At 67.8% G+C, this 22,919-nt stretch carries 17 protein-coding genes; 9 read left to right on the forward strand and 8 right to left on the reverse strand.

The genetic code is table 11. The features are described from left to right. Nucleotides 1-50: 50 nt before the first annotated feature. A complete protein-coding gene (locus AB0395_RS04065; RefSeq protein ID WP_366276771.1) occupies nt 51-1,538 on the reverse strand; it encodes an SPFH domain-containing protein in 1,488 nt (495 codons plus the stop codon). 36 nt (nt 1,539-1,574) lie between these two features. After that, a complete protein-coding gene (locus AB0395_RS04070) occupies nt 1,575-1,775 on the reverse strand; it encodes a hypothetical protein (RefSeq protein ID WP_366276773.1) in 201 nt (66 codons plus the stop codon). Nucleotides 1,776-2,209: 434 nt separating this feature from the next. Here AB0395_RS04070 and AB0395_RS04075 point away from each other — a divergent pair, with 434 nt between their 5' ends. Further along, nucleotides 2,210-4,981, forward strand: coding sequence for a M4 family metallopeptidase (locus tag AB0395_RS04075; RefSeq protein WP_366276776.1), 2,772 nt, complete (start codon nt 2,210-2,212; stop codon nt 4,979-4,981). A 174-nt stretch (nt 4,982-5,155) separates the two neighbouring features. Further along, nucleotides 5,156-7,150 carry an NAD(P)-binding protein gene (locus AB0395_RS04080; RefSeq protein ID WP_366276779.1) on the forward strand — a complete coding sequence of 665 codons (1,995 nt, stop codon included), beginning with the start codon at nt 5,156-5,158 and terminating at the stop codon, nt 7,148-7,150. Nucleotides 7,151-7,160: 10 nt separating this feature from the next. Here AB0395_RS04080 and AB0395_RS04085 read toward each other — a convergent pair whose 3' ends face one another. Beyond that, nucleotides 7,161-8,192 carry an acyltransferase family protein gene (locus tag AB0395_RS04085; protein ID WP_366276781.1) on the reverse strand — a complete coding sequence of 344 codons (1,032 nt, stop codon included), beginning with the start codon at nt 8,190-8,192 and terminating at the stop codon, nt 7,161-7,163. A gap of 82 nt (nt 8,193-8,274) precedes the next feature. Then, nucleotides 8,275-9,081 carry an SDR family NAD(P)-dependent oxidoreductase gene (locus AB0395_RS04090; protein ID WP_366276782.1) on the reverse strand — a complete coding sequence of 269 codons (807 nt, stop codon included), beginning with the start codon at nt 9,079-9,081 and terminating at the stop codon, nt 8,275-8,277. Between the two features lie 158 nt (nt 9,082-9,239). On the opposite strand from AB0395_RS04090, the gene AB0395_RS04095 reads away from it, so the two are divergent. The 4 genes from AB0395_RS04095 to AB0395_RS04110 all read left to right on the forward strand — a co-directional run bounded on the left by AB0395_RS04095 (nt 9,240) and on the right by AB0395_RS04110 (nt 13,062). Beyond that, nucleotides 9,240-11,684 carry a nitrate- and nitrite sensing domain-containing protein gene (locus AB0395_RS04095; protein ID WP_366276784.1) on the forward strand — a complete coding sequence of 815 codons (2,445 nt, stop codon included), beginning with the start codon at nt 9,240-9,242 and terminating at the stop codon, nt 11,682-11,684. Continuing rightward, nucleotides 11,684-12,091: a roadblock/LC7 domain-containing protein gene (locus AB0395_RS04100; protein WP_366276785.1), complete on the forward strand. Its 408-nt coding sequence runs from the start codon at nt 11,684-11,686 to the stop codon at nt 12,089-12,091. Before AB0395_RS04095 ends, AB0395_RS04100 begins: the two co-directional genes overlap by 1 nt. Nucleotides 12,092-12,158: 67 nt before the next feature. Further along, the gene (locus AB0395_RS04105; protein ID WP_366276786.1) at nt 12,159-12,506 is read left to right on the forward strand and encodes a DUF742 domain-containing protein; all 348 of its coding nucleotides are present in this window, start codon (nt 12,159-12,161) and stop codon (nt 12,504-12,506) included. Further along, nucleotides 12,487-13,062, forward strand: a complete 576-nt coding sequence (locus AB0395_RS04110; RefSeq protein WP_366276788.1) for an ATP/GTP-binding protein — start codon at nt 12,487-12,489, stop codon at nt 13,060-13,062. The genes AB0395_RS04105 and AB0395_RS04110 overlap by 20 nt, the downstream gene beginning before the upstream one ends. 221 nt (nt 13,063-13,283) lie before the next feature. Here the strand turns inward: AB0395_RS04110 and AB0395_RS04115 are convergent, their stop codons facing one another. From AB0395_RS04115 to AB0395_RS04125, 3 genes are all read right to left on the reverse strand, one after another. Further along, on the reverse strand, nt 13,284-13,883 hold the full coding sequence (locus tag AB0395_RS04115; RefSeq protein WP_366276789.1) for a dihydrofolate reductase family protein: 600 nt from the start codon (nt 13,881-13,883) through the stop codon (nt 13,284-13,286). A gap of 173 nt (nt 13,884-14,056) precedes the next feature. Further along, the gene (locus AB0395_RS04120) at nt 14,057-14,290 is read right to left on the reverse strand and encodes a BldC family transcriptional regulator (protein WP_366276790.1); all 234 of its coding nucleotides are present in this window, start codon (nt 14,288-14,290) and stop codon (nt 14,057-14,059) included. Between the two features lie 218 nt (nt 14,291-14,508). Then, the gene (locus AB0395_RS04125) at nt 14,509-14,742 is read right to left on the reverse strand and encodes a hypothetical protein (RefSeq protein ID WP_366276792.1); all 234 of its coding nucleotides are present in this window, start codon (nt 14,740-14,742) and stop codon (nt 14,509-14,511) included. Nucleotides 14,743-16,434: 1,692 nt separating this feature from the next. Here AB0395_RS04125 and AB0395_RS04130 point away from each other — a divergent pair. The 3 genes from AB0395_RS04130 to AB0395_RS04140 are packed head-to-tail and all read left to right on the forward strand — an operon-like array spanning nt 16,435 to nt 20,767. After that, nucleotides 16,435-17,259 carry a hypothetical protein gene (locus AB0395_RS04130; protein ID WP_366276794.1) on the forward strand — a complete coding sequence of 275 codons (825 nt, stop codon included), beginning with the start codon at nt 16,435-16,437 and terminating at the stop codon, nt 17,257-17,259. Beyond that, the gene (locus tag AB0395_RS04135; RefSeq protein WP_366276797.1) at nt 17,171-20,263 is read left to right on the forward strand and encodes a DNRLRE domain-containing protein; all 3,093 of its coding nucleotides are present in this window, start codon (nt 17,171-17,173) and stop codon (nt 20,261-20,263) included. The genes AB0395_RS04130 and AB0395_RS04135 overlap by 89 nt, the downstream gene beginning before the upstream one ends. A gap of 12 nt (nt 20,264-20,275) precedes the next feature. Further along, complete coding sequence (locus AB0395_RS04140; RefSeq protein WP_366276800.1) at nt 20,276-20,767, forward strand: hypothetical protein; 492 nt, start codon at nt 20,276-20,278, stop codon at nt 20,765-20,767. A 164-nt stretch (nt 20,768-20,931) separates the two neighbouring features. Here AB0395_RS04140 and AB0395_RS04145 read toward each other — a convergent pair whose 3' ends face one another. Then, nucleotides 20,932-22,911, reverse strand: a complete 1,980-nt coding sequence (locus AB0395_RS04145) for an FHA domain-containing protein (protein ID WP_366276802.1) — start codon at nt 22,909-22,911, stop codon at nt 20,932-20,934. Between the last annotated feature and the right edge of the window lie 8 nt (nt 22,912-22,919).

The raw sequence follows: 22,919 nt of genomic DNA on the forward strand, positions 1-22,919 counted from the left end.
CGCGATGACCCCGGCGAGGTGCGAGAACACCACCGCCGGGGTCGTCGCCGTCAGGCCGGGTCGACGGCCTTGCCGTTGGTCTCCGGGGCGGGGAGGGTGGGGGCCGGAGTGTTCATGTTGAGGAGGGAGCGGGCCAGGCCGAGGCCGGTGCCACCGAGGGTGAGGGCCTTGGCGAGCATCTCCTCGATGCCCTGGGCACCGTTCAAGACCACCATGTGATCCACATTGCCGAAGGCCTTCGCGCCCGCCTCGACGATCTGCGGCCAGTTCTCGGCGAGCTGCTGGGCGATGACCGCCTCCTGGTTCTCGGTGAGGGCCTGGGAGCGGGCGCGGATCGCCTCCGCCTCTGCCAGGCCCTTCGCCTTCGCGGCCTCCGCCTCGGCGAGACCCTGCGCCCTGGCCGCCTCTGCGGCGGCCAGGCCCCTGGCCTTCGCGGCCTCCGCCTCACCGAGACCGGTGGCCTTGGTCGCATCGGCGGCGGCGAGGCCGCGCAGCCGTACGGACTCGGCCTCGGCGGCGGCGGCCTGCTTGACCTGGGAGGCCTGTGCGGCGGCGCGCAGCTCGGTCTCGCGGGCCTCCGCCTCCGCCTGGGCGATGCGGGCGTCGCGCTCGGCCTGGGAGAGCGTCACGGTCTCGTACGCCCTGGCGTCGGCGGGCTTGCGGACCTGGGACTGCAGACGCTGCTCGGCGAGCTGGGCCTCGAGCTCGGCGGCGCGGGTCTCCTGGATCACGACCTCCTGGCGGGCCGAGGCCTCCGACAGCGGGCCCGCCTGACGGGACCTGGCCTGGGCCTCGTCGATCTCGGCCTGGTAGGCGGCCTGCTTGATCTGGGAGTCGCGCCAGGCCGCGGCCTTGTTCGCGGCGGCGATCTGCTCGGCCTCGGTGGCCTCCTGGTCGCGCTGGGCCTCGGCGATGCGGGCCGCGGCGGCGATCTTGGCGGCGTTCGGCTTACCGATGTTGGTGATGTAGCCGGTCTCGTCGTCGATCTCCTGGATCTGCAGGGAGTCGACGATCAGGCCGAGTTTGATCATCTCGTCGGAGGCCGAGGCGCGGGTCTCACCGGTCAGCCGCTCACGGTTGAGGATGAGGTCCTCGACGGTCAGGTTACCGATGATCGAGCGCAGGTGACCGGTGAACAACTCGTGGATGGCACCGTTCATCGAGTCCTGCTGGTCGAGGAAGCGACGGGCGGCGTTGGCGATGGAGTGCAGGTCGTCGCCGACCTTGTAGATCACCACGCCCTTCACGACGACCGGGATGCCCTGCTGGGTGACACAGGAGACCTGGAGGTTGGCGGCGCGGCTGTCCAGGCGCAGGCGGCGGGCGGTCTGAAAGCCGGGAAGTACGGCGCTGCCCTTGCCGGTGACGATCTTGAAACCGAGGCTGTCGGTGTGCTCGGTCTTTCCCCTGGCCCCGAGGCCGGAGATGATCAGCGCCTCGTTGGGCTCTGCTACCCGCCAGACGGCCTTGAACAGCAGGATCAGGACGACGAGGGCGACGACGACGCCGCCCCCGACGATGAGGAACTGGGTGGGCAATGTGGCCTCCGCGGAGGAAAGGAAGAAAGAGGGAAGTCAGGCGAGCGCGCGGGCGACGTAGACCGTGCGAGGCGGGAAGTACTCCACGACGACGATGATCGAGCCGGTGAGGATCACCTCTTCGGGGACCGTGGGATGCGCGTAGAAGGCCTCGACGCCGCCGCGGACCGTCAGCAGCACCTCCCCGACCAGGCCAGGTCCGATCTTGCCGGTCACCCTGCCCTGCTTACCGACCACGCGAGGCTCCCCCTCGAACCGCGAAACGGATCCACCCGCCGTGAACAGATCCGCGTTTGCGGACGCTACTCCGACATGTCTCGCTCCACCACCCTTTGCGGGATAGAACACGCACTTCGGATCCTTCAGCCACCAGTCCGCCCGATTCGTCTCGCCTCATGGCCCCCCTCACCCGCTCACCACTCGTTTTCCCGCCCAACGCTTGGGAAGACAAAAACGTTCGGCCGCGACGATCGGCCCAAGGCCATCTCTCGCGGGCATCGCATTCCATGCATCGCTATAACACCACGTACTGCCATAACACCGTGAAATGGAAAAGCGTTGGCTACTCGCCTCCAATGACCGGTGTCACGTTGAGTTTCGTTTCGAGTTGAGCCTGGCCGGCCCGGCTCCCGGTCCCCTCCCCCCAGGGACGTCACGAGGAGTCACACGGAGTGAAACCGAACAGCAGATCACGCATCGTGGTGTTACTCACGGCGGCACTGAGCGTCAGCGCGCTGCACGGCGCCCCGCCGGCCGCCGCCTCTCCCACCCAGCGTGCCGCTTCCCCCCTCACCTCCCGCGCCACTTCCCCCCTCGCCGTCGCCGCGGGCCGGACGGCCACGAAGGCCGTCGCGAACCCGGCGGACCCGGCGGCCCCCTCGTCCGCCTACGCGCCCCCGGACGCGCGCGCCCGTGCCCGCGCCCTCGACAGCGCCGACCGGGCCCTGGAGGGAAGGGCCCGCGACCTGTACACCGGCGACGGCGACACCTTCGAACGCCCGGTCGCCGCCTTCGGCCCCCACGGCCTGCAGTACCTGACCTACCGGCGCCTGCACCGGGGCCTGCCCGTCTACGGCGGCGACGTGATCGTCGCCACCGACCGCGAGGGCGCCGCGGTCACCGCGGTCACCACCGGCCAGCGCACGCGCCTCGACGACGTGGAGACCAGGCCCGTGGTCACCGCGGAACGCGCCCGCGCGATCGCGCGCGCCCTGCTGGGCACCGTCACCGAGCAGACGGCCCCCCGCCTCACAGTGCACGCCGCGGGCGTCCGCCCCCGCCTGACCTGGGAGACCGTCGTCACCGGCACCTCGGCGGGCGCCCCCTCTGCCCTGCACGTCTACGTCGACGCCGCCGACGGCTCGATCGCCGACCGCTGGGACGACGTACGGCACGGCGTCGGCCACGCCCTCTACAACGGCGACCCCGTGTACATCGACACCTCGGGCCCCGCAGGTACCTACAACCTGATCGACACCACCCGTTCCGGCGTGAGCTGCGCGGGTCCCGACGGCCGGGTGCTCACCGGCGCCGACGACGACTGGGGCGACGGCACGGCGACGAGCCTGGAGACCGCCTGCGTCGACGCCCTGTTCGGCGTGCAGCACGAGTGGGACATGCTGCGCGAGTGGCTCGGCCGCAACGGCATCGACGGCCGCGGTCGCGGCTTCCCGATCCGCGTCGGCGTGAACCAGACCAACGCCACCTGGAGCGGCACCTCCGTCGAGATCGGCCACAACGTCGCCGGCACCAAACCGCTCACCTCGCTGGACGTGGTCGCCCACGAGTTCGGCCACGCCATCTTCCAGACCACCGGGGCCGGCGGCTCGGGCGGCGGCCGCGAGACCGACGCCCTCAACGAGTCGACCGGCGACATCTTCGGCGCCCTCACCGAGCACTACGTCAACCATCCGCCGGAGCTCGACGAGGCCGACTACCTGGTCGGCGAGGAGGTCGACTACAACGGCCAGGGCCCGATCCGCAACATGTACGACCCGGCGGCCCTCGGCGGCACGAACTGCTACACCGACCAGCTGCCCGACCAGGACCCCCACAACGCGGCGGGCGTGCAGAACCACTGGTTCTACCTGCTGGCGGAGGGCAGCCGCGTCATCGGCAGGCCGGAGCAGAGCCCGGTCTGCGCGGGCGAGGGCGTGGGCGGCATGGGCATCCGCAAGGCCGGTGCGATCTTCCTGAGCGCCCTGAACCTCAAGACCGTGCCCTGGACCCACGCCAAGGCCCGCAGGGCGACCGTCCAGGCGGCGCTGGCCCTGTATCCGGGATGCGCAGAGGCACGGCAGGTGAAGGATGCCTGGGATGCGGTCGGCGTCCCCGCGGCCTCCAACGAACCGGGCTGCCCACCGGAGACCCAGGACTTCACCGTGAACCTGGCCGAGTCGACCGGCATGATCGACCAGGGTTCCTCGACGACGGTCGCGCTGCGCACCCACACCGTGGGGAACAACGGCCAGTACGTCGACCTGTCCGCGGACGGCGTCCCCACTGGGGCCACCGTCACCTTCTCTCGTCCCCGCATATCAAGTGAGGACGATTCCACGATGACGGTCACCGCCGGGGCGACGACCCCGCCCGGCACCTACACGATCCTCGCTCGCGGCACCGGGACCGTGTCTCGTACGGCGAGCTACCGGCTGACCGTCACCCCCGCCACCCCGGAGAACGACTTCTCGCTCACCCTCGACCGCGACCAGATCTCCGTCGACCGGGGCAGCACGGCCACGCTGACGCTCACCACCGCGACCACGGCCGGCGCACCGCAGCAGGTCGCGCTGAGCGCCGTCGGGCTGCCCGACCACGTCTCGCTCACCTTCAACCCCGCCAAGATCACCACAGGGCAGAGCGCCAGGGTGACCATCCACCCCTCGAACCTGGGGCCGTTCGTCGGCTACCCCGTCACGATCCGCGCCACGGGCGCCGCCCGCCGTACGGCCGCGCTGCGACTGACCGTGCGCGACCCGCGGCCCGACGACTTCTCCGTCCGGCTCCTGTATCTCAAGTCCACCGTCGAGGTGGGGAACTCGACCTCGACCGTCCTCATGACCACGACCACCGCGGGCAGGCGCCAGCGGGTCACCGTCAGCGCCAGTGGCGCCCCGTCCGGCGTGACCGTGACGGCGAACCCCGCCTCCATCGACACCGACTCCTACAGCACGATCAGGTTCGTCACATCCAGGACCGCCGCGCTGGGCACCTATCCGATCACCGTCACCGCCACCGGGTCGGTCACGCGCTCGGCGACCTTCACGCTGACCATCGTCCCCCGCGCCATTCCCGCCTGGCAGGCTTACACCTCGTACGCGGTCGGCGATCTGGTCACCTACGGCGGCGCCACCTACCGGTGCGTAATCGGTCACGTGTCCCAGCCGGGCTGGGAGCCGCCGAGAACACCCACCCTGTGGGCGGCCGTCCGCCCGGCCGGATGACCGTGATTTTTCCCTGCCGGCCATATCCATTTCGGTAATTCATATTTCCGGCGGACGGGTCATAAAGCCCGTTCGTCGGAAATCATGAACAGCCCTTCAAAACGCCGGGTAAAAAGTTGCCGGTAACGCCGCGAGGCGGCCATGTCAGACCGCCCGATTCCTGATGATCTTTCCATGACCGATCCCCGGGAGATCACTCCTCGCAGGGCCGGGGAGTTGGGCATGGACCGCCCCATCTCCCGCCGTGACTTCTTCGACGGCGTGGCGACGGCCGCGGGGATCGCCGCGCTGAGCTCGCTCCCTGGCCATGGCCTGGGCTCCCAGGGAACGAGTGCCGCGGGCGGGCGGTCCCCAGAGCCGCTGGGGATCGCGCCCGAAGCCTGGCACCCGCCCGCGCTGACGGGACTGCGGGGCAGCACCCCCGAGACCCTCGGCGTGCCCCACGCCCTGCGCGACGGCCGGTTCTGGGCCCACGCGGGCGCCGGGGAGCCGACCGGCGAACGGTACGACCTGGTCGTGGTCGGCGGCGGCATCAGCGGGATCAGCGCGGCCCACCGGTGGCTCGAGGGCGACCCGGACGCACGGATCCTGATCCTGGACAACCACGACGACGTCGGCGGACACGCCCGCCGCAACGAGTTCACCCCGCCGGGCCGGACAGGCCCGCTGATCGGCTACGGCGGCTCCCCGTCGATCGAAGCGCCCTCCGCGTGGACTCCCGAGGGCAAGGACCTGCTCGGCAAGCTCGGGGTCCGGGTCGAGCGGTTGGCGAGCTGCTTCGACCGGACGCTCTACCCCGGGCTCGGGATGCACGACAGCGTCTTCTGCGACCGCGAGTCCTTCGGCACCGACAGACTCGTCGCCCTCGGCCCCGGCAGGAGCGCCCCCCGGTGGATCGCGGAGCTGCCCGTGGCGGAGCAGGCCAGGAAGGACCTGCTCATGCTCCACGGCGACCCGCCCGACTGGTTCCCCGGCCTGTCGGACGCGGAGAAGAAGGAGCGCCTGTCCAGGCTGACCTACTCGGGTTTCCTCAGGGACGTCTGCGGGGTCCATCCTGACGTGCTGCGGTTCGTCCAGACGATGCCGAACGACGAGTGGGGCTACGGCTCGGACGCCTTCGGCGCCGTCGACGCCTGGGGCAGCGGCGGGCACGACGGTCCCGGCTACCCCGGGTTCCAGGGGCTCGGGCTCGACCGGGCCAAGCCCTCCGAGTACAACTCGCCGAGCGTGACCAGAAGGTGGGACGCGGGGGAGCCGGACGTCCACCACTTCCCCGAGGGCAACCAGGCCCTGGTCAGGATGATGATCGGCAGGATGGTCCCGGGGTTCGCCACGGCCTCCGACATGGAGGGTGTCACCACCGCGAGGTTCGACTACGGCAGGCTCGACCTGCCGGGCAACAGGGTCCGCGTCCGTCTGTCCAGCCCGGTGGTCTCCGTCTCGAACGACGGCGCCCCCGCGACCGCGACCACCGCGACGGTCGGCTACTTCGACGGCGAGCGGGTCAGGACCGTACGGGCGGCCAGTGTGATCATGGCCTGCTGGAACATGGTGATCCCCTACCTGGTCGACGAACTGCCCCAGGAGCAGAAGCGGGCGCTGCGGGCGGCCGTCAAGGTGCCGGTGCTGTACGCGACGGTCCAGCTTCGCGACTGGCGGGCCTGGCAGCGGGTCGGCGTCAGCCGTACGCGCTTCACCGGCGCCTACTGGTGCGTCGCCGAGCTGGGCCACCCGGTCGGTGTGGGGGACTACCGGTGCCCCAGGGACCCCGGTGAGCCGATCAACGCGCACCTGGTCCGCACCCCCGCCGTACCGGGCATGTCACCGGCGGACGGCTCCGTCGCCGGGCGCCGCGAGCTGCTCGGGACCCCGTACACCTACCTGGAGTACGGCATCCGCGAGCAGCTCACCCGGTTGCTCGGGCCCGGCGGCTTCGATCCGGCCCGCGACATCCAGGCGATCACGGTCAACCGGTGGGGCCACGGCTACGCGCCTGAGTACGCGACCCCGTGGAACCTCGACTTCTACCCCGCGGGTCCCTTCCCCGCCGCGCTGGCCCGTCGCAGGGCGGGCCGGATCGCGATCGCCAACTCCGACTCCGTGCCCGCCGCGTACGCGGACGCGGCGATCACCGCCGCCTACCGCGCCGTCCTTGAGCTGCGGTCATGACCGGTCCCGCTCACGTGGCGGGGCGCCGCAGCCGGGTGAAGGCCCAGCTCATCTTCGGTTCGACCGCCCAGCTGGTCAGCTTGCGGACCGGGGGCGTGCACAGCAGGGCGGCGAGCACGACCCCGAAGGCGGAGACCGCCACGACCCCCGGCACGGTCTCCGCCCAGTTCCCGTAGAACCGCTCCGCGACCTTCACGACCAGGCCGTGGAGCAGGTAGGCGTACATGGTCGCCATGCCGAGGCCGGAGTACCAGGTGCGGCGGGAGGGGGTGATCGCGAGGAACGCCGCGACCAGCAACGCCCCCGCGGCCAGCAGACCCAGCCGGATCAGGCTGCCGGTGAGGTCGTCGACCCCGATCGAGTCGTTGGCGTGCCGCCAGCGGATCCACTCGGTCTTCACCGAGGCGTGTACGGCCAGCGCGACCGCCGCCCCCGCCACCAGCGTGACCGCCCCCGCGATCCTGACCTTGGGACGCTTGAGCAGCTCGAAGTGCTCCGGGCGCAGCATGAGCCCGAGCACGTAGAACGGGAGCAGCCCGAGCGTGCGGTTCATCGACAGCTCGTCGGGAAGCCTGCTCGTCCCGGAAAGCAGCGAGAGCCCGACCGCGACCACCAGCGGCCACCTGAGCTGCTGCCAGACCGGCGTGGACAGCCGCCACAGGAACAGCGACATCAGGAACCAGGTCAGGTAGTACGGGTCGAGGAGGCTGATGTCCAGCTTGCCGTACATGATCAGGCGGGGCAGCGAGTAGAGCAGCTCGAAGATCACGTACGGCACGGCGAGCGTGCTGATCAGCTTGCGCGCCTTCCCCGAGGAGAAGGTGAAGTTACGCGACAGGTAGCCGCTGAGCACGATGAACAGCGGCATGTGGAACAGGTAGACGAAGAAGTAGGCCGCGTGGGCGACCGGCACGTCCCGCAGATCCTCGATCAGGTGACCCGAGACGACAAGGGTGATCGCCAGGAACTTGGCGTTGTCGAAAAAGGGATCCCTGGCTGCCGTGGGGGGGAAGGCGACCCGGCGCGGACTCGTGACACTCACAGGCCACGCACCGTAGCCGACCATGCTCAACGGGCGGCGAACTGCCGATGACGTTCCGAGGAACTCCCCCTTGGAGGACCGCTCAGCCGACGGCCTTGGCGCTGGCGTCCCAGAGGGCGCGGGCCAGGGCGGGGTCGGCCATGCCCCGGGGAACCGCCTCGGGAGCGCTCCCGGCGAAGTAACGCCCGGGGTGGGCGGCGCCGTCCGGGTGGGTCGCGAGGTGGACCAGGGTGCTCGCGCCCTCCTCCGCGGTCCGGCCCATGCCCGGGATGTTCTTGACCATCCACATCATGAACGTCTTCGGGGCGAACTCCGTCTTGATCACGCCCGGGTGGAAGCAGGTGGCGGTCACCCCCGTACCGGAAAGGCGTCGGGCCAGCTCGACGGTGAACAGCGCGTTCGCCTGCTTCGAGTCGCCGTACTGCAGCCAGCCGCTCCACCTACGCCGGTCACGGTTCAGGTCGGCCGGGTCGAGGCGCCCCGTCTTGCCCGCCCTGGACGAAGTGGTGATCACCCTGCCCTTCACCCGGTCGAGCAGCAGGTTCGTCAGCAGAAAGGGCGCGAGATGGTTGACCTGGATCATCGTCTCGTGGCCGTCCGCGGTACGGGTCCGCTCCGTGGTCATGACGCCCGCGTTGTTGGCCAGGACGTCGATCTGCTCGTAGCGGGACAGCAGTTCGGAGGCGAGCCTCCTGACGTCTTCCAGGGAGGCGTAGTCACAGGTGAGCATGTCGGGAGTGGCCCCGGAGACCGCCTTGACCCGGTCGGCGACGCGAGTCAGCTTGGCGGGGTTCCGGCCGACCAGAACGACCTGCCGCCCACGCCCCGCGAGCTCGACCGCGGCGGCCTCACCAATTCCGGCACTGGCCCCGGTAATCACATTAATCATCAGATCCTCCACTGCGCGAAAACCTTATCGGTGCTAGTCTCCTGTGCGATCTTCCGGAGGCGTATCCATCCCTAAGGCAACGCGGGCCTCCACACACTCAGAGGTTGGGACGAGTGGGCATGGGCTCTGGAAACCGGTCAATTCGGTTCAAGATCTTTTTGCTGCTGCTCTTACCCCTCCTGTCGCTGAGCGCTTTATGGGGTTTTGCCCTCAATCTGACCGTCGGCGACGGGGCCGCCCTGCTGCGGTCGAACACCCTCTACCAGACCGTCGGCCTCACCTCGACCGAGCTGGGACTCCAGCTTCAGGCGGAGCGGACGCAGTCCTCGGTGGCGATCAGCTCCCGGGTTCTCACCAGTGGGATCGCCGACCAGCGCAGCCGTACCGACCGGGCCGTCGAGAAGTTCCGCACGGCGGCACTCGCCGATGATTCCGGAAGTCCGGAACTCCGCAACGCGCTGAACGGGGTGCTCAGCCAGATCGACCGGCTGGCGACCATCCGCTCCGGCATCGACACCGGCCGCAGCGCGCGGCTCGAGGTGCTGTCGAACTACAACAAGATCCTGGACTCGGTCTTCCTGCTGTACGACCAGCTCGTCGCGGTGCCCGACCTGTCGATCTACCAGCAGGCCGCGGCCATGCAGTCGATGGGCAACGCCCGCGAGATGATCGCCAGGGAGAACGCGCTGATCAGCGGCGCACTGATCGACTACCGCCTGACGGCGGGGGAGCGCGACGCCTTCAGCGAGTACGCCGCGACGAGGCGCTACCTGCACGCGCGCGGCCTGTCCGCCCTGGACTCCGAGCTGGCCAGGCCGTACCGCGAGACCTTCGACTCGACCGCCTTCGAGAAGTTCACCGCCATGGAGAAGGCCATCGTGGCGGCGAGCGACGGGCGGCTGCCCGCCGAGGCCGCACGGTGGAAGCAGACCACGAACAGCCTGGCGGCCTGGTTCGACCGGCTCGGCGTCTCCTCCTCGAACACCCTGTCCCAGCGGGCGCAGTCGGTGGCCACCGGGATCATGGTCAGGATCGCGGTCGCGGGCGGCATGGGACTGATCGCGGTGATCGCGTCGATCGTGCTGTCGGTCCGCTTCGGCCGCAGGCTGGCGGGCGAGCTGGCCACGCTCCGCTCGACCGCCCTCGACCTGGCGGACGTACGGCTTCCACGCGTCGTCGAGCGGCTGCGGCTCGGCGAGGAGGTCGACGTCTCGGCCGAGGTCCCGCCGGTCAGCGCGGGCGGCTCGATCGAGGTCAGCGACGTGGCCCACGCGTTCGACTCGGTGCAGCACACCGCCGTCGAGGCCGCCGTCGGCCAGGCCAACCTGCGCCGCGGCGTCAGCCAGGTCTTCGTGAACCTGGCCCGGCGCAAGCAGAACCTGCTGCAGCGCCAGCTCACCCTGCTCGACAGCATGCAGCGCAGGGCGACCGACCCCGACAGCCTCGAGGACCTGTTCCGGCTCGACCACCTGACCACCCGCATGCGGCGGCACGCGGAGGGCCTGATCATCCTGTCCGGCGCCGCGCCTGGACGGGCGTGGCGCAACCCCGTCGCGGTGGTCGACATCGTCAGGGCGGCGATCGCGGAGGTCGAGGACTACACCCGGGTCAGCGTGACGCAGCTGCCCGGCGCCGCGCTCGACGGCTCGGCGGTCGCCGACATCACCCACCTGATCGCCGAGCTGATCGAGAACGCCACGATCTACTCCCCGGCGCAGACCACGGTGACCGTGCGCGGCGACGTGGTCGCCAACGGCTTCGTCATCGAGGTCGAGGACCGCGGCCTCGGCCTGAACCCCGAGGAGTACGAGACGCTCAATGAGCGGCTGGCCAACCCGCCGGAGTTCGACCTGGCGGACAGCGACCGGCTCGGCCTGTTCGTGGTCGGCCAGCTCGCCGCCCGGCACGGCATCCGGGTCATCCTGCGCGGCTCCCCGTTCGGCGGCACGACGGCCATCGTCCTCATCCCCCGCGCCGTGCTCGCCGAGCTCCCCTCCCCGCTCTCCCTCACCGCGGAGCGGGTGGACGAGCGGCCCGCCGAGCTTCTCCCCGGGCCCTTCGAACCCGCCGCGCCGAACGCGCTGACCCCCGTCGCGGGCAACGGCCTGCCCCGCAGGACCAGGACGGCGGCGCAGGGGGTGTCCTCCGCGCCCCCCGGCGCCTCCCCCGCGGCGCACACGGCCCGTTCCTCCTCGGCCCAGCCCTTGGCCGCCCCCTCTCTGTCCGTGGTCGCGGACGCGTCGTCCACCGATCCCTCAGGGGCCGTCCGTGAGGTGAACGGTGAGCGCGCCGGGACGGTCTCCGCGGGATTCCGGGAGCACACGCCGAGCGCCCCAGCGGCGTCCCACGAGGCCACTCAGGGGGCCACTCAGGGGGCCGCACAGCCGCGGGCGCTGCCCCGCCGGGTACGGCAGGCCAACCTGGCCCCACAGCTCCGCCAGGAGTCGTCCGAGCTCGAACCCGAACCCGGCCCGGAGGCCGCGGAACGCTCGCCGGACGAGGCACGGGCACTGTTCTCCGCCTTCCAGGCGGGAGCGCGACGCGCCCGCGAAGAAGACGAAAACGACTTCGCACACCACACGACAGGCGACAAGGAGGACTAATGACCGGAAAAGTTTCTACCACCGGCGAGCTCAACTGGCTCCTCGACGACCTGACCAACAGGGTGAGCGCGGTACGGCAGGCGGTGATCCTGTCCACCGACGGGCTCGCCGTCGGCTTCTCCAAGGGCCTCAAGCGGGAGGACGCGGAACATCTGTCCGCCATCGCCGCCGGGTTCCAGAGCCTGGCGCGCGGAGCCGGACGCCATTTCGGCGGCGGCGAGGTGCGTCAGACCATCGTGGAGATGGAGTCTGCTTTCCTGTTCGTCACGGCCGCGGGGCAGGGAACCTGCTTGGCCGTGCTGAGCGCGGCGGACGCCGACGTCGGCCACATCGCCTACGAGATGGCGATGCTGGTCAAGCGGGTCGGCCAGCACATCTCAACCCAGCCGCGCCAAGGGCTCTCGTGAGGCTGCGAGACGTCCTGCGCGGAATCGACGGGTCCTCCCTGCCCGGAGCCGAGGGCGAGGACGGCGGATGACCCGATGGATGGACGAGGAGGCGGGACCGGTCGTCCGGCCCTACGTGTTGATCGGAGGCCGTACCAGATCCTCCGGCGACACGCTGGACCTGGTCGCGATGGTCACCGCGACCGGTACCCCTCCGACCGGCAAGTTCGTCCCCGGACCGGAACAGGAACGCATCCTCTCCCTGGTCGCCCAGGCGACCTCGGTCGCCGATGTCGCGTCCGACCTGGACCTGCCGCTCGGCGTCGTCCGGGTACTTCTCGGTGACCTACAGGACCACAAGCTCATTTCGATCGGGCGCGCATCGGCGAGCGAGCGCATTCTCAAGGAAGTGATCAATGGACTTTGGGCCCTCTGACGAACCTGTCGCGCTCAAGATTCTCATCGCGGGCGGCTTCGGGGTCGGCAAGACCACGCTCGTCGGTTCGATCAGCGAGATCCGCCCGCTGCGCACCGAGGAGGTGCTCTCCGACCGCGGCATCGGCATCGACGACGTCGAGGGCGTGGAGAGCAAGACCACGACCACGGTGGCGATGGACTTCGGCCGCATCACGATCCGGGAGGGGCTGGTCGTCTACCTGTTCGGCACCCCCGGGCAGGAGCGGTTCTGGTTCATGTGGGACGAGCTGTCCTACGGCGCGCTCGGCGCGGTCGTGCTCGCCGACACCCGGCGGCTGACCGACTGCTTCCCCTCGATCGACTACTTCGAGCAACGCGGGACGCCGTTCATCGTCGCGGTCAACTGCTTCGACGGCGCCGACAGGTACGACGCGGAGGAGGTGCGGGTCGCCCTCGACCTGGACCCGGACGTGCCGGTGCTGCTGTGCGACGTACGGCGCCGCACGTCGGCCAAGACCGTGCTGGTGACGCTGGTCGAGCACTCACTGAAGGTGCTGACGGCCAGCCAGCCGTGACCCGCCGCCGAGAACGCTGAGAACACCGAGAACACCGAGAACACCGAGGCGTCACCGAAGGCGCTGAGCCGGCGCCCCGAAACCAGCCGGGACCGGCGACGGTCCCCGCGGATTCACCCCCTTTCGCCGAGCATCCACAACGGCGCCCGACCAGGTTCTATGGCCTGGTCAGGCGCCGTTGCCCGTTTCGGGCAGACCGAACCACGACGTACCGCGGCCTTCTATCGGATCACCCGGTACGTCAGGTGGGTGACGAGGCTGGTGCCCGAGGGGTCGCCGAGGGGTTCGAGGGTGATGTCCCCGACCTTGTCGAGCAGCCGCTCACCCCGGCCGAGGATCACGGGCGCGACGTGCAGGCGCAACTCGTCGATGAGCCCCGCCGCCAGGTACCAGTTCACCGTCTCGGCGCCGCCCGCGATGGCGACGTCGCGGTCACCGGCGGCCTCACGCGCCTGGGCCATCGCCGCCTCGTTCCCGTCGGTGACGAAGGTGAACGTCGTGCCGCCCTTCATCGTCACCTGCTCGCGCGGGTAGTGGGTGAGGACGAAGACCGGCGCGTGGTACGGCGGCTCATCGCCCCACCAGCCGTTCCAGTCCAGGTCCCAGGCGCCGCGACCGGGGCCGAACATGTTGCGGCCCATGATGAAGGCTCCGGCCGCGGTGATGCCCTCGATCACCGCGGCGTGCCGCTCGGGTTCATCGAACATCCACCTGTGCAGGCGGTCGCCCACGCCCTCGCCCATCGGCTTCTCCAGGCTCTGGTGCGGTCCTGCCACGAAGCCGTCGAGGGACATCCCCATGTCACAGGTCACCTTGCTCATCTCACTACCTCCTGCGTTCCCGGCGCCCATCCGGCGCCTTCACAAGAAGGTCGAAGCCATCCGCCCGTTATCTACATTCCGGCCGGAATCTTTTTCGGGATACGGGTCCCCGATCACCGACGAAGGCGAACGGTCGCGGCAGGAACCGGAGCGGCGGTCGGTGGAGTGTGGTCTCACGTGCTGTCGGCGATGCCGTACAGCAGGGCGTTGACTTCGCCTTCGCGGTAGCGGCGTTGGCCGCTGGGGGTGCGGATGGAGGCGATCCGGTCGGTTTGCGCCCATCGGTTGACGGTCTTGGGGTCCACACCGAACAGGCGGGCGACTTCTCCAAGGGTGAGAAGGCGTTCGGTGGTGCCGATGTCCGTGGTGAAGGTGCCGTCGGAGCTGATGACCATGACGGTCGGCATGGGGAGTCTCCCAGGGGGTAACGGTAGCCGAGTGGCTCGCGAAGCGGCGGGGGTCCGAATCGGGCCGCCCAGCGGGGGTGGGTGTGCAGGGTGTGGAGCGCCTGACCCGGTGCGGGGAGTGTGGTGGTACCCGGCCCGGTGCAGGGGCTGTCCGGGCCGGGCACCGAGGGAGGCCGGTCTCCCTGGTCGGCGAAAGACCGGCGCATGAGCGGTTCCCTTCATGACGCCGCTCCCTGAACGGTGGCGGCACGGCGGGCGATCTCCTCCTGTCGTTCCACCGCCGCCTGAACCTCCTCGAAGGTGTCGGCGTCCACCGTCGGCTCCGCCCCGACCCGCAACGCACCACGCGGGAAGGACTGACGGCGAATGGCCCAGAACCGCCCCTTGTCACTGATGATCAGCCGCCATCCCGAAATCGCAGCCTCGGGCAATATGCGCCTTATGTCCTCCATGGGCGAACCTCCATTCGATCAAGGGGAAATCCGGCGCTTGTGATGACCGGACTGTCCTGTCTGTGAAATCGAGAAGAAAGTGCGGGAACAGGCTGTATGGCCTGGGCGTACTCACGATCGTTCGGTCGATTGGGCGGCCGTCAAGCAGATTCGGAGTCATGTCACCCCGAAAAGCCGCATTCGGGGTGTCTTGCCGCCTGGACGGCTGATGACTAGTGAACCGCTAGCCGCTCACCAGAGGTAGGGGAAACAATACGGAGAGTGGTATACGGGGTTTACGCTCTCGGGGAGGAGGATCGCGGCATTGACCAGAGAGCCCAACAGGTGCCTCCAGGAGGCCATTGCGGAGACCGGGTGGACCTATGACGCCCTCGCGTCCGCCATTCGGCGTATAGCCGCTGAGAACGGAGAGACTCTACGTACCAACAAGTCGGCCGTGGCTCATTGGATCGACGGTGCCCGGACATCGGGTCAGACCGGCCAGTTACATTGCTGAGGCTCCTTCCCGCCGAATGGGACGGCCGGTCTTCTTAGCCGAGATCGGCATCGCAGCGTCCGAAGACCCTCTGGCTACCGATATCGACCCGGTGCGTGCCGCCACAGACCTGGGGCGTGCCGACGTCGAGCGTCGGCGCTTTCTGGCTATCGCGGCCTTCACCACCACTGGCGTCGCCATGCCACTGAGTTACGATCACGAGCCGGTCTCTCACCTGCTCCGAGCCCGTACTGGCACTGTGCCGGTAGGGCGAAGGAGATCGACGTCATTCGTCAGGTCACTGCTGTTTTCGGTGCGGCGAAGGCTCTTCTTGCTGCGGAGAACGCCATTACCAGACAAGACGAACCGCAGGCCAGTTTCTCTCTCGTCAGTGGTCCCGCCGCTGGCACTGTCGCCAGCCATACCGCCAGGACCCTGAGCGATCTTGCCGATCACGTTGGCGCTCAACGGCAGCATCGATTCGCTGGGACGCCGAGAAGTACAGAAGTACAAGCGCGTTCATATACTCACCAACGCTGATCTCGGTGACAGTTTCGCCGTTCAGAACCGAGCTGATGAGGCGGCGCCCACCTGGGGCAGTGGACCGAGCTTCCCCCGGCACCACGCAGCCATCCGCCTCCTGCGCGCTCCGCACGGATGATGGGTGACCGGTGTCCAAGGCGCCGCCATGTGGCCACATCCTGGCTTGAACAGCAAGCAACCGTCAGCGACCAGGCAAGACACCATTTACCGCATGGTCCGGACTGTGCCACCGGAACCGACAGGCCAGCTTTCCTTATAACAACTCCATATCGATGGAAATCACGAAATCAGACGATATGCGATGGAAAGCACTTTCCTTGCCTCGGGAGTCTATGCAGATGGGGCCAGTCACAGGCGGGACAGGTGGAGGTGCAGGAGTGACACGGAAGCTACGCTACGTCGATCTTGACCAAAGGGGTCCGCGAGATGTTCTCTTACTTACCCAATTACCTCCTGTTGCGATCGGAGTGTAGGTGAAATCTTCCCCCCGCCCACTATCCGGCACGAAGATCCTGCGGCGATCCACGATTGCGTTGTCAATTGGCACTATAACGGCCGCGACCCTGGTAATCGTTCCGGGATCCTCCGCACAAGCCGACCCCACACCAACTCCCACGACAACATCGGGATCGACTAGCAGAACCTTCCCTCGACCCGATGATCCAGATGAGGCGTTGCGGACCGCAATCACCGAAGCAAAAAAGCAAGGCAGGCCAGTAGAAGTCGCGACCGCGGCTACCGAATCCGGAAGAACATGGGCCTATCCCGACGGCCATCTAACGGCCGATATCTATGCCGGCCTTGCCCGCGTGAAGCACGCTAACGGCGAATGGGCCTGGATCGACAACTCCCTCGTCGAGCAGGATGGCGTTCTGAAGCAGAGGACACCTTCTGCGGTTGCCGCAGTCCAGTTCTCGACAGGTGGCACAGGTCATCCGTTCGCCGTATTAACAAAGGGAGACAAGGGCGGGCAGCTCGCGCTCAGCTGGCCTATGTCCCTCCCAAAGGCTGTGGTTAAAGGGAAAACCGCGACCTACACGGACGCGGTCGGGCCCGGCGCTGATCTGGTGGTCATGGCACTTACGACCGGTTTTCGATTTGACGTCGTTCTCAGGGAAAAGCCGACAGGGTCATTCAAGCTTCGGCTGCCACTAGCTGCCAAAGGCCTCGATTTAAGCGCAACCAAGGACGGGTTTCTCCAACTGACCGACGGCAAAGGGCGAAAAATCAGTGACGGTCAGCGCCCCATGATGTGGGATGCCGGTCCCGAACATGGAGCTCGCCGTACCGCCGTGAAGGTGAGTGTCGAGAAGAGCGACAACGACGCCTTCCTGGTCATCGACCCCGACAAGAAATTTCTGCGCGACTCGACCACCAAATACCCTGTCACCATCGATCCCACTATCAGCCTTGGTCTGCAAGCCGACACCTGGGTCGAAAATTCCACGGCGTACGGCAGCTCCCAAGCACGATATCCAGCTATGGGCCGGGGCCTATGAGGATCCTTTCGAAGACACGAACCTCGTCGACCGATCGTTCCTGAAGTTCGATTCGTCTGCGCTGGCCGGTCGGTCGATCAAAGATGCAGTGCTCGCACTCCGACAGCACAGTTCCACTGGCTGTGGTGACGCGAACTCTGCTGTAAAGGCTCAGCGGATAACCGCTGAGTGGAACGAGCTCAGCCTGACGTGGGCAAATCAACCGACCGCCACCACCTCCGGAGAGGCGGCAGCCAGAGACACCGCCGCATGTGGCGAGGTCCAGACAATGACATGGCAAGTTTCCGGCATCGCGCAGGCATGGGCGAGCGGCGCGCCGAATTACGGAATTCTGCTACGCGGCGCAGCCGAATCAGCTACCGCCCCTGATTACAGTCGCGTTTTCGATTCGACCGAATGGGGCGGGGAGGGCATACCCAAGCTGACAGTCACATACGGACTTCCACCCGAGGTCCCTGCCGTTACCAGCGACTTCGTCGACTCCATGGAAGAGACCGACGCGATCGTGCGCAGCGGTCTGGTCGGCCTCACCTACTCATCCAGCAGCACCGACGGCAGCGCCATCGAGTACTCGATGGCGATCAGCGAGTCCACCAGCCAGCTCACCACACCCGCTCCGGTCACTGGACCCAGTGGCCAGGCCGCGCGGCAGAGCGTGACGCTGGGCAACCCGCACAGCTTCAGGTTCGTTGTAAAGGCCTGCGTGGCTCAGGGCGTTTGCAGCCAGACCCCTCTCTATCGGATCAGCAATGACGCGCCCTTCCCGCCGACGTCGCTGGGCACCGATCTGACGTCCCCGACCAACCCTGTCCTGTACGGCCTGCTCTCGCGGCCGTCCAGGGGAACGGTCACTGGCAAGTTCTACCTCTACGACAGCGCGGGCGCCCCGGTCGGACCAAGCCCCGTTGGCGAGGGAACCGTCCAGGGAGGTCAGCGGATCACCCTGCGGCTGCCCGACGGCTCAGTCCAAACGGGCAAGTCCTATACCTGGCGGCTCCAGGCATGTGTCCAGGACGTGTGCACCGACAAGAGCGCAGCCAACGTCTTCACCGTCCCCACAAGCCCATCTCCCGGGCCCAGCGGCACAGCCACGGTTACCGTGGACAGGTCGTCCATCGTGGTGAAGTCAGCCCGGACAGCGCCCGACGCCTGCTCGGGCAGTTCCTGCCCGCTCACGGTCAGCCCAGCGATCGAGGCTGGCGGCGGCTCCGAGGAAAGGCTCTCCCTGATCAAACCCGGTCTCAGCTCGGTTCCCGAGGGTGCCCGAGTCACCCGGGCGACGCTGAACCTCGGCACCGCCTCCTGCGCCGGGGGAATCTGCCCCACGAGCGCCGCCGTCGTGGCCTACGCCCCGAGCGCGGCCGTCGGTGACGACGCCACGGGAGCGAGCCTCAGCCAGACACTCAATCCGGAATCCAGTGCCCCGGCCGCACCCTCGCAACCCACCATCGACCTGACCACCCTGGTCACCGCCTGGCTCGAACAGCCGAGTACCAATCACGGAGTCGTGGTCCGCGGCTCAGGTGATCAGGTCCCGGTGGTCTCGTTCGGCAGCACTGGAGCTGCCACCCCGACCTCGCTCGTCATCGAATACCTCCCTCCTGGAGCTCCCGGTGCCATTCCCGCGCCGAAGGTCAGGCCGGGAGACGCCGGAGCACTGGTGACATGGCTCGCGCCCAGCGATCCGGGTATGGCTGACGGTGTCGGCAGCTACGACGTCCAGGCACTCGACACCGGCAACCAGGTCGTCAGGCAGGTCAGCGTCACCGGGACCGAAGCCGTCATCACCGGTCTGACGAACGGCGCCAGCTATCGATTCCAGGTCAGGGCCGTCAACTCCCACGGCGCGGGCCTGTGGGCACTCAGCGCCGCGGCCGTACCTCAGGCCGTGCCCGGCGGCGCCCAGCAGTACCTGGATGCCGTCAAACAACTCTCCCAGACCGACAACGAGCTCGCCGAGGCCAAAAGCACCACCGTTGACCAGGCGTTGACCACCAAGTCCCAGTCCGCGCTGCTGCGGGCCGTCGCGTATACGAGCGGACCCAGCTTGAGCAAGTGGGCGAAGCAGGCGGCGGCCAGAAAATTCAGCCAGCAGAGCTCAACAGTGGCGCTCTCCGACCCGCTGGTCATAGCCGATGGCGTCGGCGCCGTGACAGTACACGGCACGGTGAAGGTCGAAACGGTCTTCGCCGATGCGACCGGGGGCACCGCCGCCCTGACCACGACTGACTCAACCGTCGAGCGACGCGACTATCTCTTCCGACCCAACGGCAGCCAGCCGCAGCTCATCCAGTCCGTGAACGCGGACGCGGCCGACCCGGGCGTGCCCGTTGGTGAACTCACCGCTGAGCCGGCCGGCAGCCCGCCGATCCAGCTTCCCGTGGAGGCGAAGCCACTGGCTTTCGACGAGGCGGGGTTCTCCGACTACAGCGCCGGCGCCCCCACTCCCTCGGAAGTCCAGGAACAGTTCAAGGCCAATCTGGCCGGCATCGACCACAGAGGTATCAAGCTCTGGGCCGTCGCAAACGCCCAGAGCCAGGTGGAACGGTTCCCGGAAAACGACTGCACCAATTTCGTTTCCCGGGCGATCAACCGGGGGGGTGGAGCACCGAAAGATTTCCACCCGTTCCCCTCCATCCTCACGCGGGGGAACAACAATTACTGGTGGCAGTACGCGGGGCTGTCTGCCGTGAACCTCCGGACCTCATATTCGTGGGGCGCGGTGAACAACTGGTATCAGTATTGGATGGTTAGCAAGAAACGCGCGTCATGGGTGCCTTCATGGAAGGACCTCAGGCAGGGGGACATCCTGCTCTGGGGAACCGGCCAGGCGAACTCGCCGTGGGGACATCTTTCAGTTGTGAGCAACATCGACTCGAAGGGCCGCGTCTTCTACGCCCAGCACAGCGGCGACCACTCCTATCGCTCATTGGAGCAAGGCCGCCCCTGGTGGCGGAGCCACTATCCGAACGGTAAAATCTACGCGGTTCGCATTAACCGCTGATAGGATGTCACTGTGGCTGTCAGGACGATGCGCGCAATCTGGATACTGGTCGCCGTCGTCCTGGCAGTTGCGACCGTCCTGGTCTCGTTTGTTTTGCTACCGACGCTACGAGTCGAGTGGTGCAAACTTTTTTCCGGAAAGCGGTTCGCTGTCGCCGTTCCACCACCGGACGCCGGTCCAAAGCAGGTCGTCGCGGCATATCTCAACGCAGTGGCGGCCAGGGACGATGACACCGTGCGCGCGCTGGCCGCGCCGTCCTTTCTAGCGAAGCACGGGGGCGACGGAATCGGCTGCTCCTACCGCCGTCTGGACCTGACCTGGGTGGGTGAACCTCGTGCTGACAGTTCCCCCTATGCCCGGCAGGTGTTCTCCGTCCCCACCCGATACACGGTCGATATGGAGGAGGCGGGGCCAGAATCGGACGGGGAACGTCGTTACGACGTCCTGGTCGGAAGAAGCGCCCCCTCGGAACGATGGCGGATAATCGATTACGGCAACGGATAGAAAGGCGCGCTTGCCGGTCTGCGTTCTGCTCTATCTCTCTGAACAAAGTGGCGAGTAGAACCACGTCATAGATGGCGTCCAGGGGTGTCAGGAGACTTACAACCTCCGCGAGGAGCGGCTTTCTTGTCCCCTCCGGGACCTCACCTCCGCCCGGGAATAGGTCCTCATTCGGTCTCGTTGTGCTCCCGTATCCGTTGCGCGCCCGAACCTCTCGCGATCACCTCGGTTCGTTCGCCCGCTTCCTTGGCGGAGCTCACAAGCAGGGTGTCGTCCGGCCGGGGGGCCTCCGGCGGGACCGGTGAGTCGAAGATGTCGATGTCGACCTCCTCGCCTCCGACGGTCAACGTGTCCCACGCGCCGCTGACCACCAGGGACCGCACCGTCTCGCTCCTCAGCTCATGCAGACGCTCGATGAGGGCCGCGTCATCGGGCATGCCGGGAACCCGCGGTGACAGGCGGGCGCGGATCTGGCGCAGCCGCTCCATCAGGGCGTCGATGTCGGCGTTCCTGTCCGAACCCGCGCCGCCCTCGTCGATGCCCTGAGCGATCTTGTCTTTGATCGCCCAGGTGACCCCGTGCTCGTCGGCGGCCACCATCGCGTTCCACGCGCGACTCTTGTGCCGGTATTGCAGCATCGACATCGCGGCCTCATGGCGGACGAAGTCCGCGTCACGGAACGGCCTCCCCCGCCAGTTGCGGTTGAGGGACCGCGCCAGGGAGATGGCCGACGCCAACCCGCTGTTGAGCCCGCGTCCCGGCCAGAAGTGGATCGCGTTGGCCGCGTCCCCGAGGAGGAAGCCGTACGTTCCCGGTGTGGTCGAGGTCGGGAAGAACAACCGGGCGGTGAACCGGGGCCGCTGCACCATGTCCAGCCGGAAGCCGGTGACCGCGCTCACGTTGTCCTCCGTGATGCCGAAGAACACCAGCCCTTCCTGCACCCGCCTCCACAGCGCCGATCCCCTGATCAGAGCGGGCAGGAACAGCGTCTGGTGGGTCGAGCAGTGGAAGTCGCCGTCCTCGGTCCGTTCCATCAGGCAGGGATTGGAGGCGATGCACTCTTCGAACACCTGCCGGACGGGGTCGATGCCGATGACCTCCTTGGCCTCGTCGTCGGTGAGGCGCACGTTCAGGAATCCCTCACCGCGCAACGCGTTCAGGAGAAAGCGATTCTGGGCCACGGTCAGAAGGACGATCATGGGGTCCGAAAGATCGGACTTCACTCGTATCCCCAGCACCACATCCTGCACGTGGTGACCGTCCAGCGAATATATCGACTTGTCGGCCCTGCCGAACTTGTCGGTGAAATGCTCCCGGGTTCGGGAGCGTCCTCCCTCGCAAATGACCAGCACATGGTCCTGGGTCACGGCCTCGTGGTGCTCCACAGGGTGGAAATTCTCGGGAATCAGGCGGATGCGGCCGGGTTTCTCGTTCGCCATGTCGAGCAGCGTGTCCTCGATATAGGCGACCCGAATGTTCCGCGGACTGTAGCCGCGAATCGAGTCGGGACCGGCCGGCCACATCTCGGTGTAGGACCCGTCGGTGAACAGCCGCGCCTGGACCTCCTCCGGCAGGTTGAGGTACTGGCGGCTCTGGACCGTCACGACCTGCTGCCGCCGGTTGTTGCCCTGGGCCGCGTTCCTCCACACCACCCGCGCCCCGTCCCGGGTCCAGCGGCCGTCGTACATCGTGATGGCCACCCGGTGCCCCATGAGCTGTTCGAGCAGCAGGGCGAAACTCAGCCCGACAGGGCCGCCGCCGGAGACCGTGACGTGCAGGACCTGCCCTGATCCGACGCTCAGAGCGCGCCTGACGACCGTCTGGAGCACGGTGGCGTCCAGGATCGTCTCCAGCTCGTCGGACCCCTCGAAGCGGAACGTCTCCCCTCCGATGGTGATCGTGTCGCCGGGCTGGAGCACGTGAGAGGCGACCTTCCTCCCGTTGACGAGCGTCCCGTTGCGACTTTCGCAGTCGTGCAGCACATAGTCGTCGGCCTCGCGACGCACCTCCGCGTGAAAGCGCGACGCCCTCTCGCTCGTGATCACCACGTTGTTGTCGCCCCGGCGGCCGAAGGTCACCGGTTCGTCATCGATCGGAAACCGTTGTCCGGCGAGAGGACCTTCGTGCCCGACAATCGCATACGGCATGGGCCGCG

Source organism: Streptosporangium sp. NPDC051023 (assembly GCF_040689595.1).
Taxonomy (GTDB): domain Bacteria; phylum Actinomycetota; class Actinomycetes; order Streptosporangiales; family Streptosporangiaceae; genus Streptosporangium.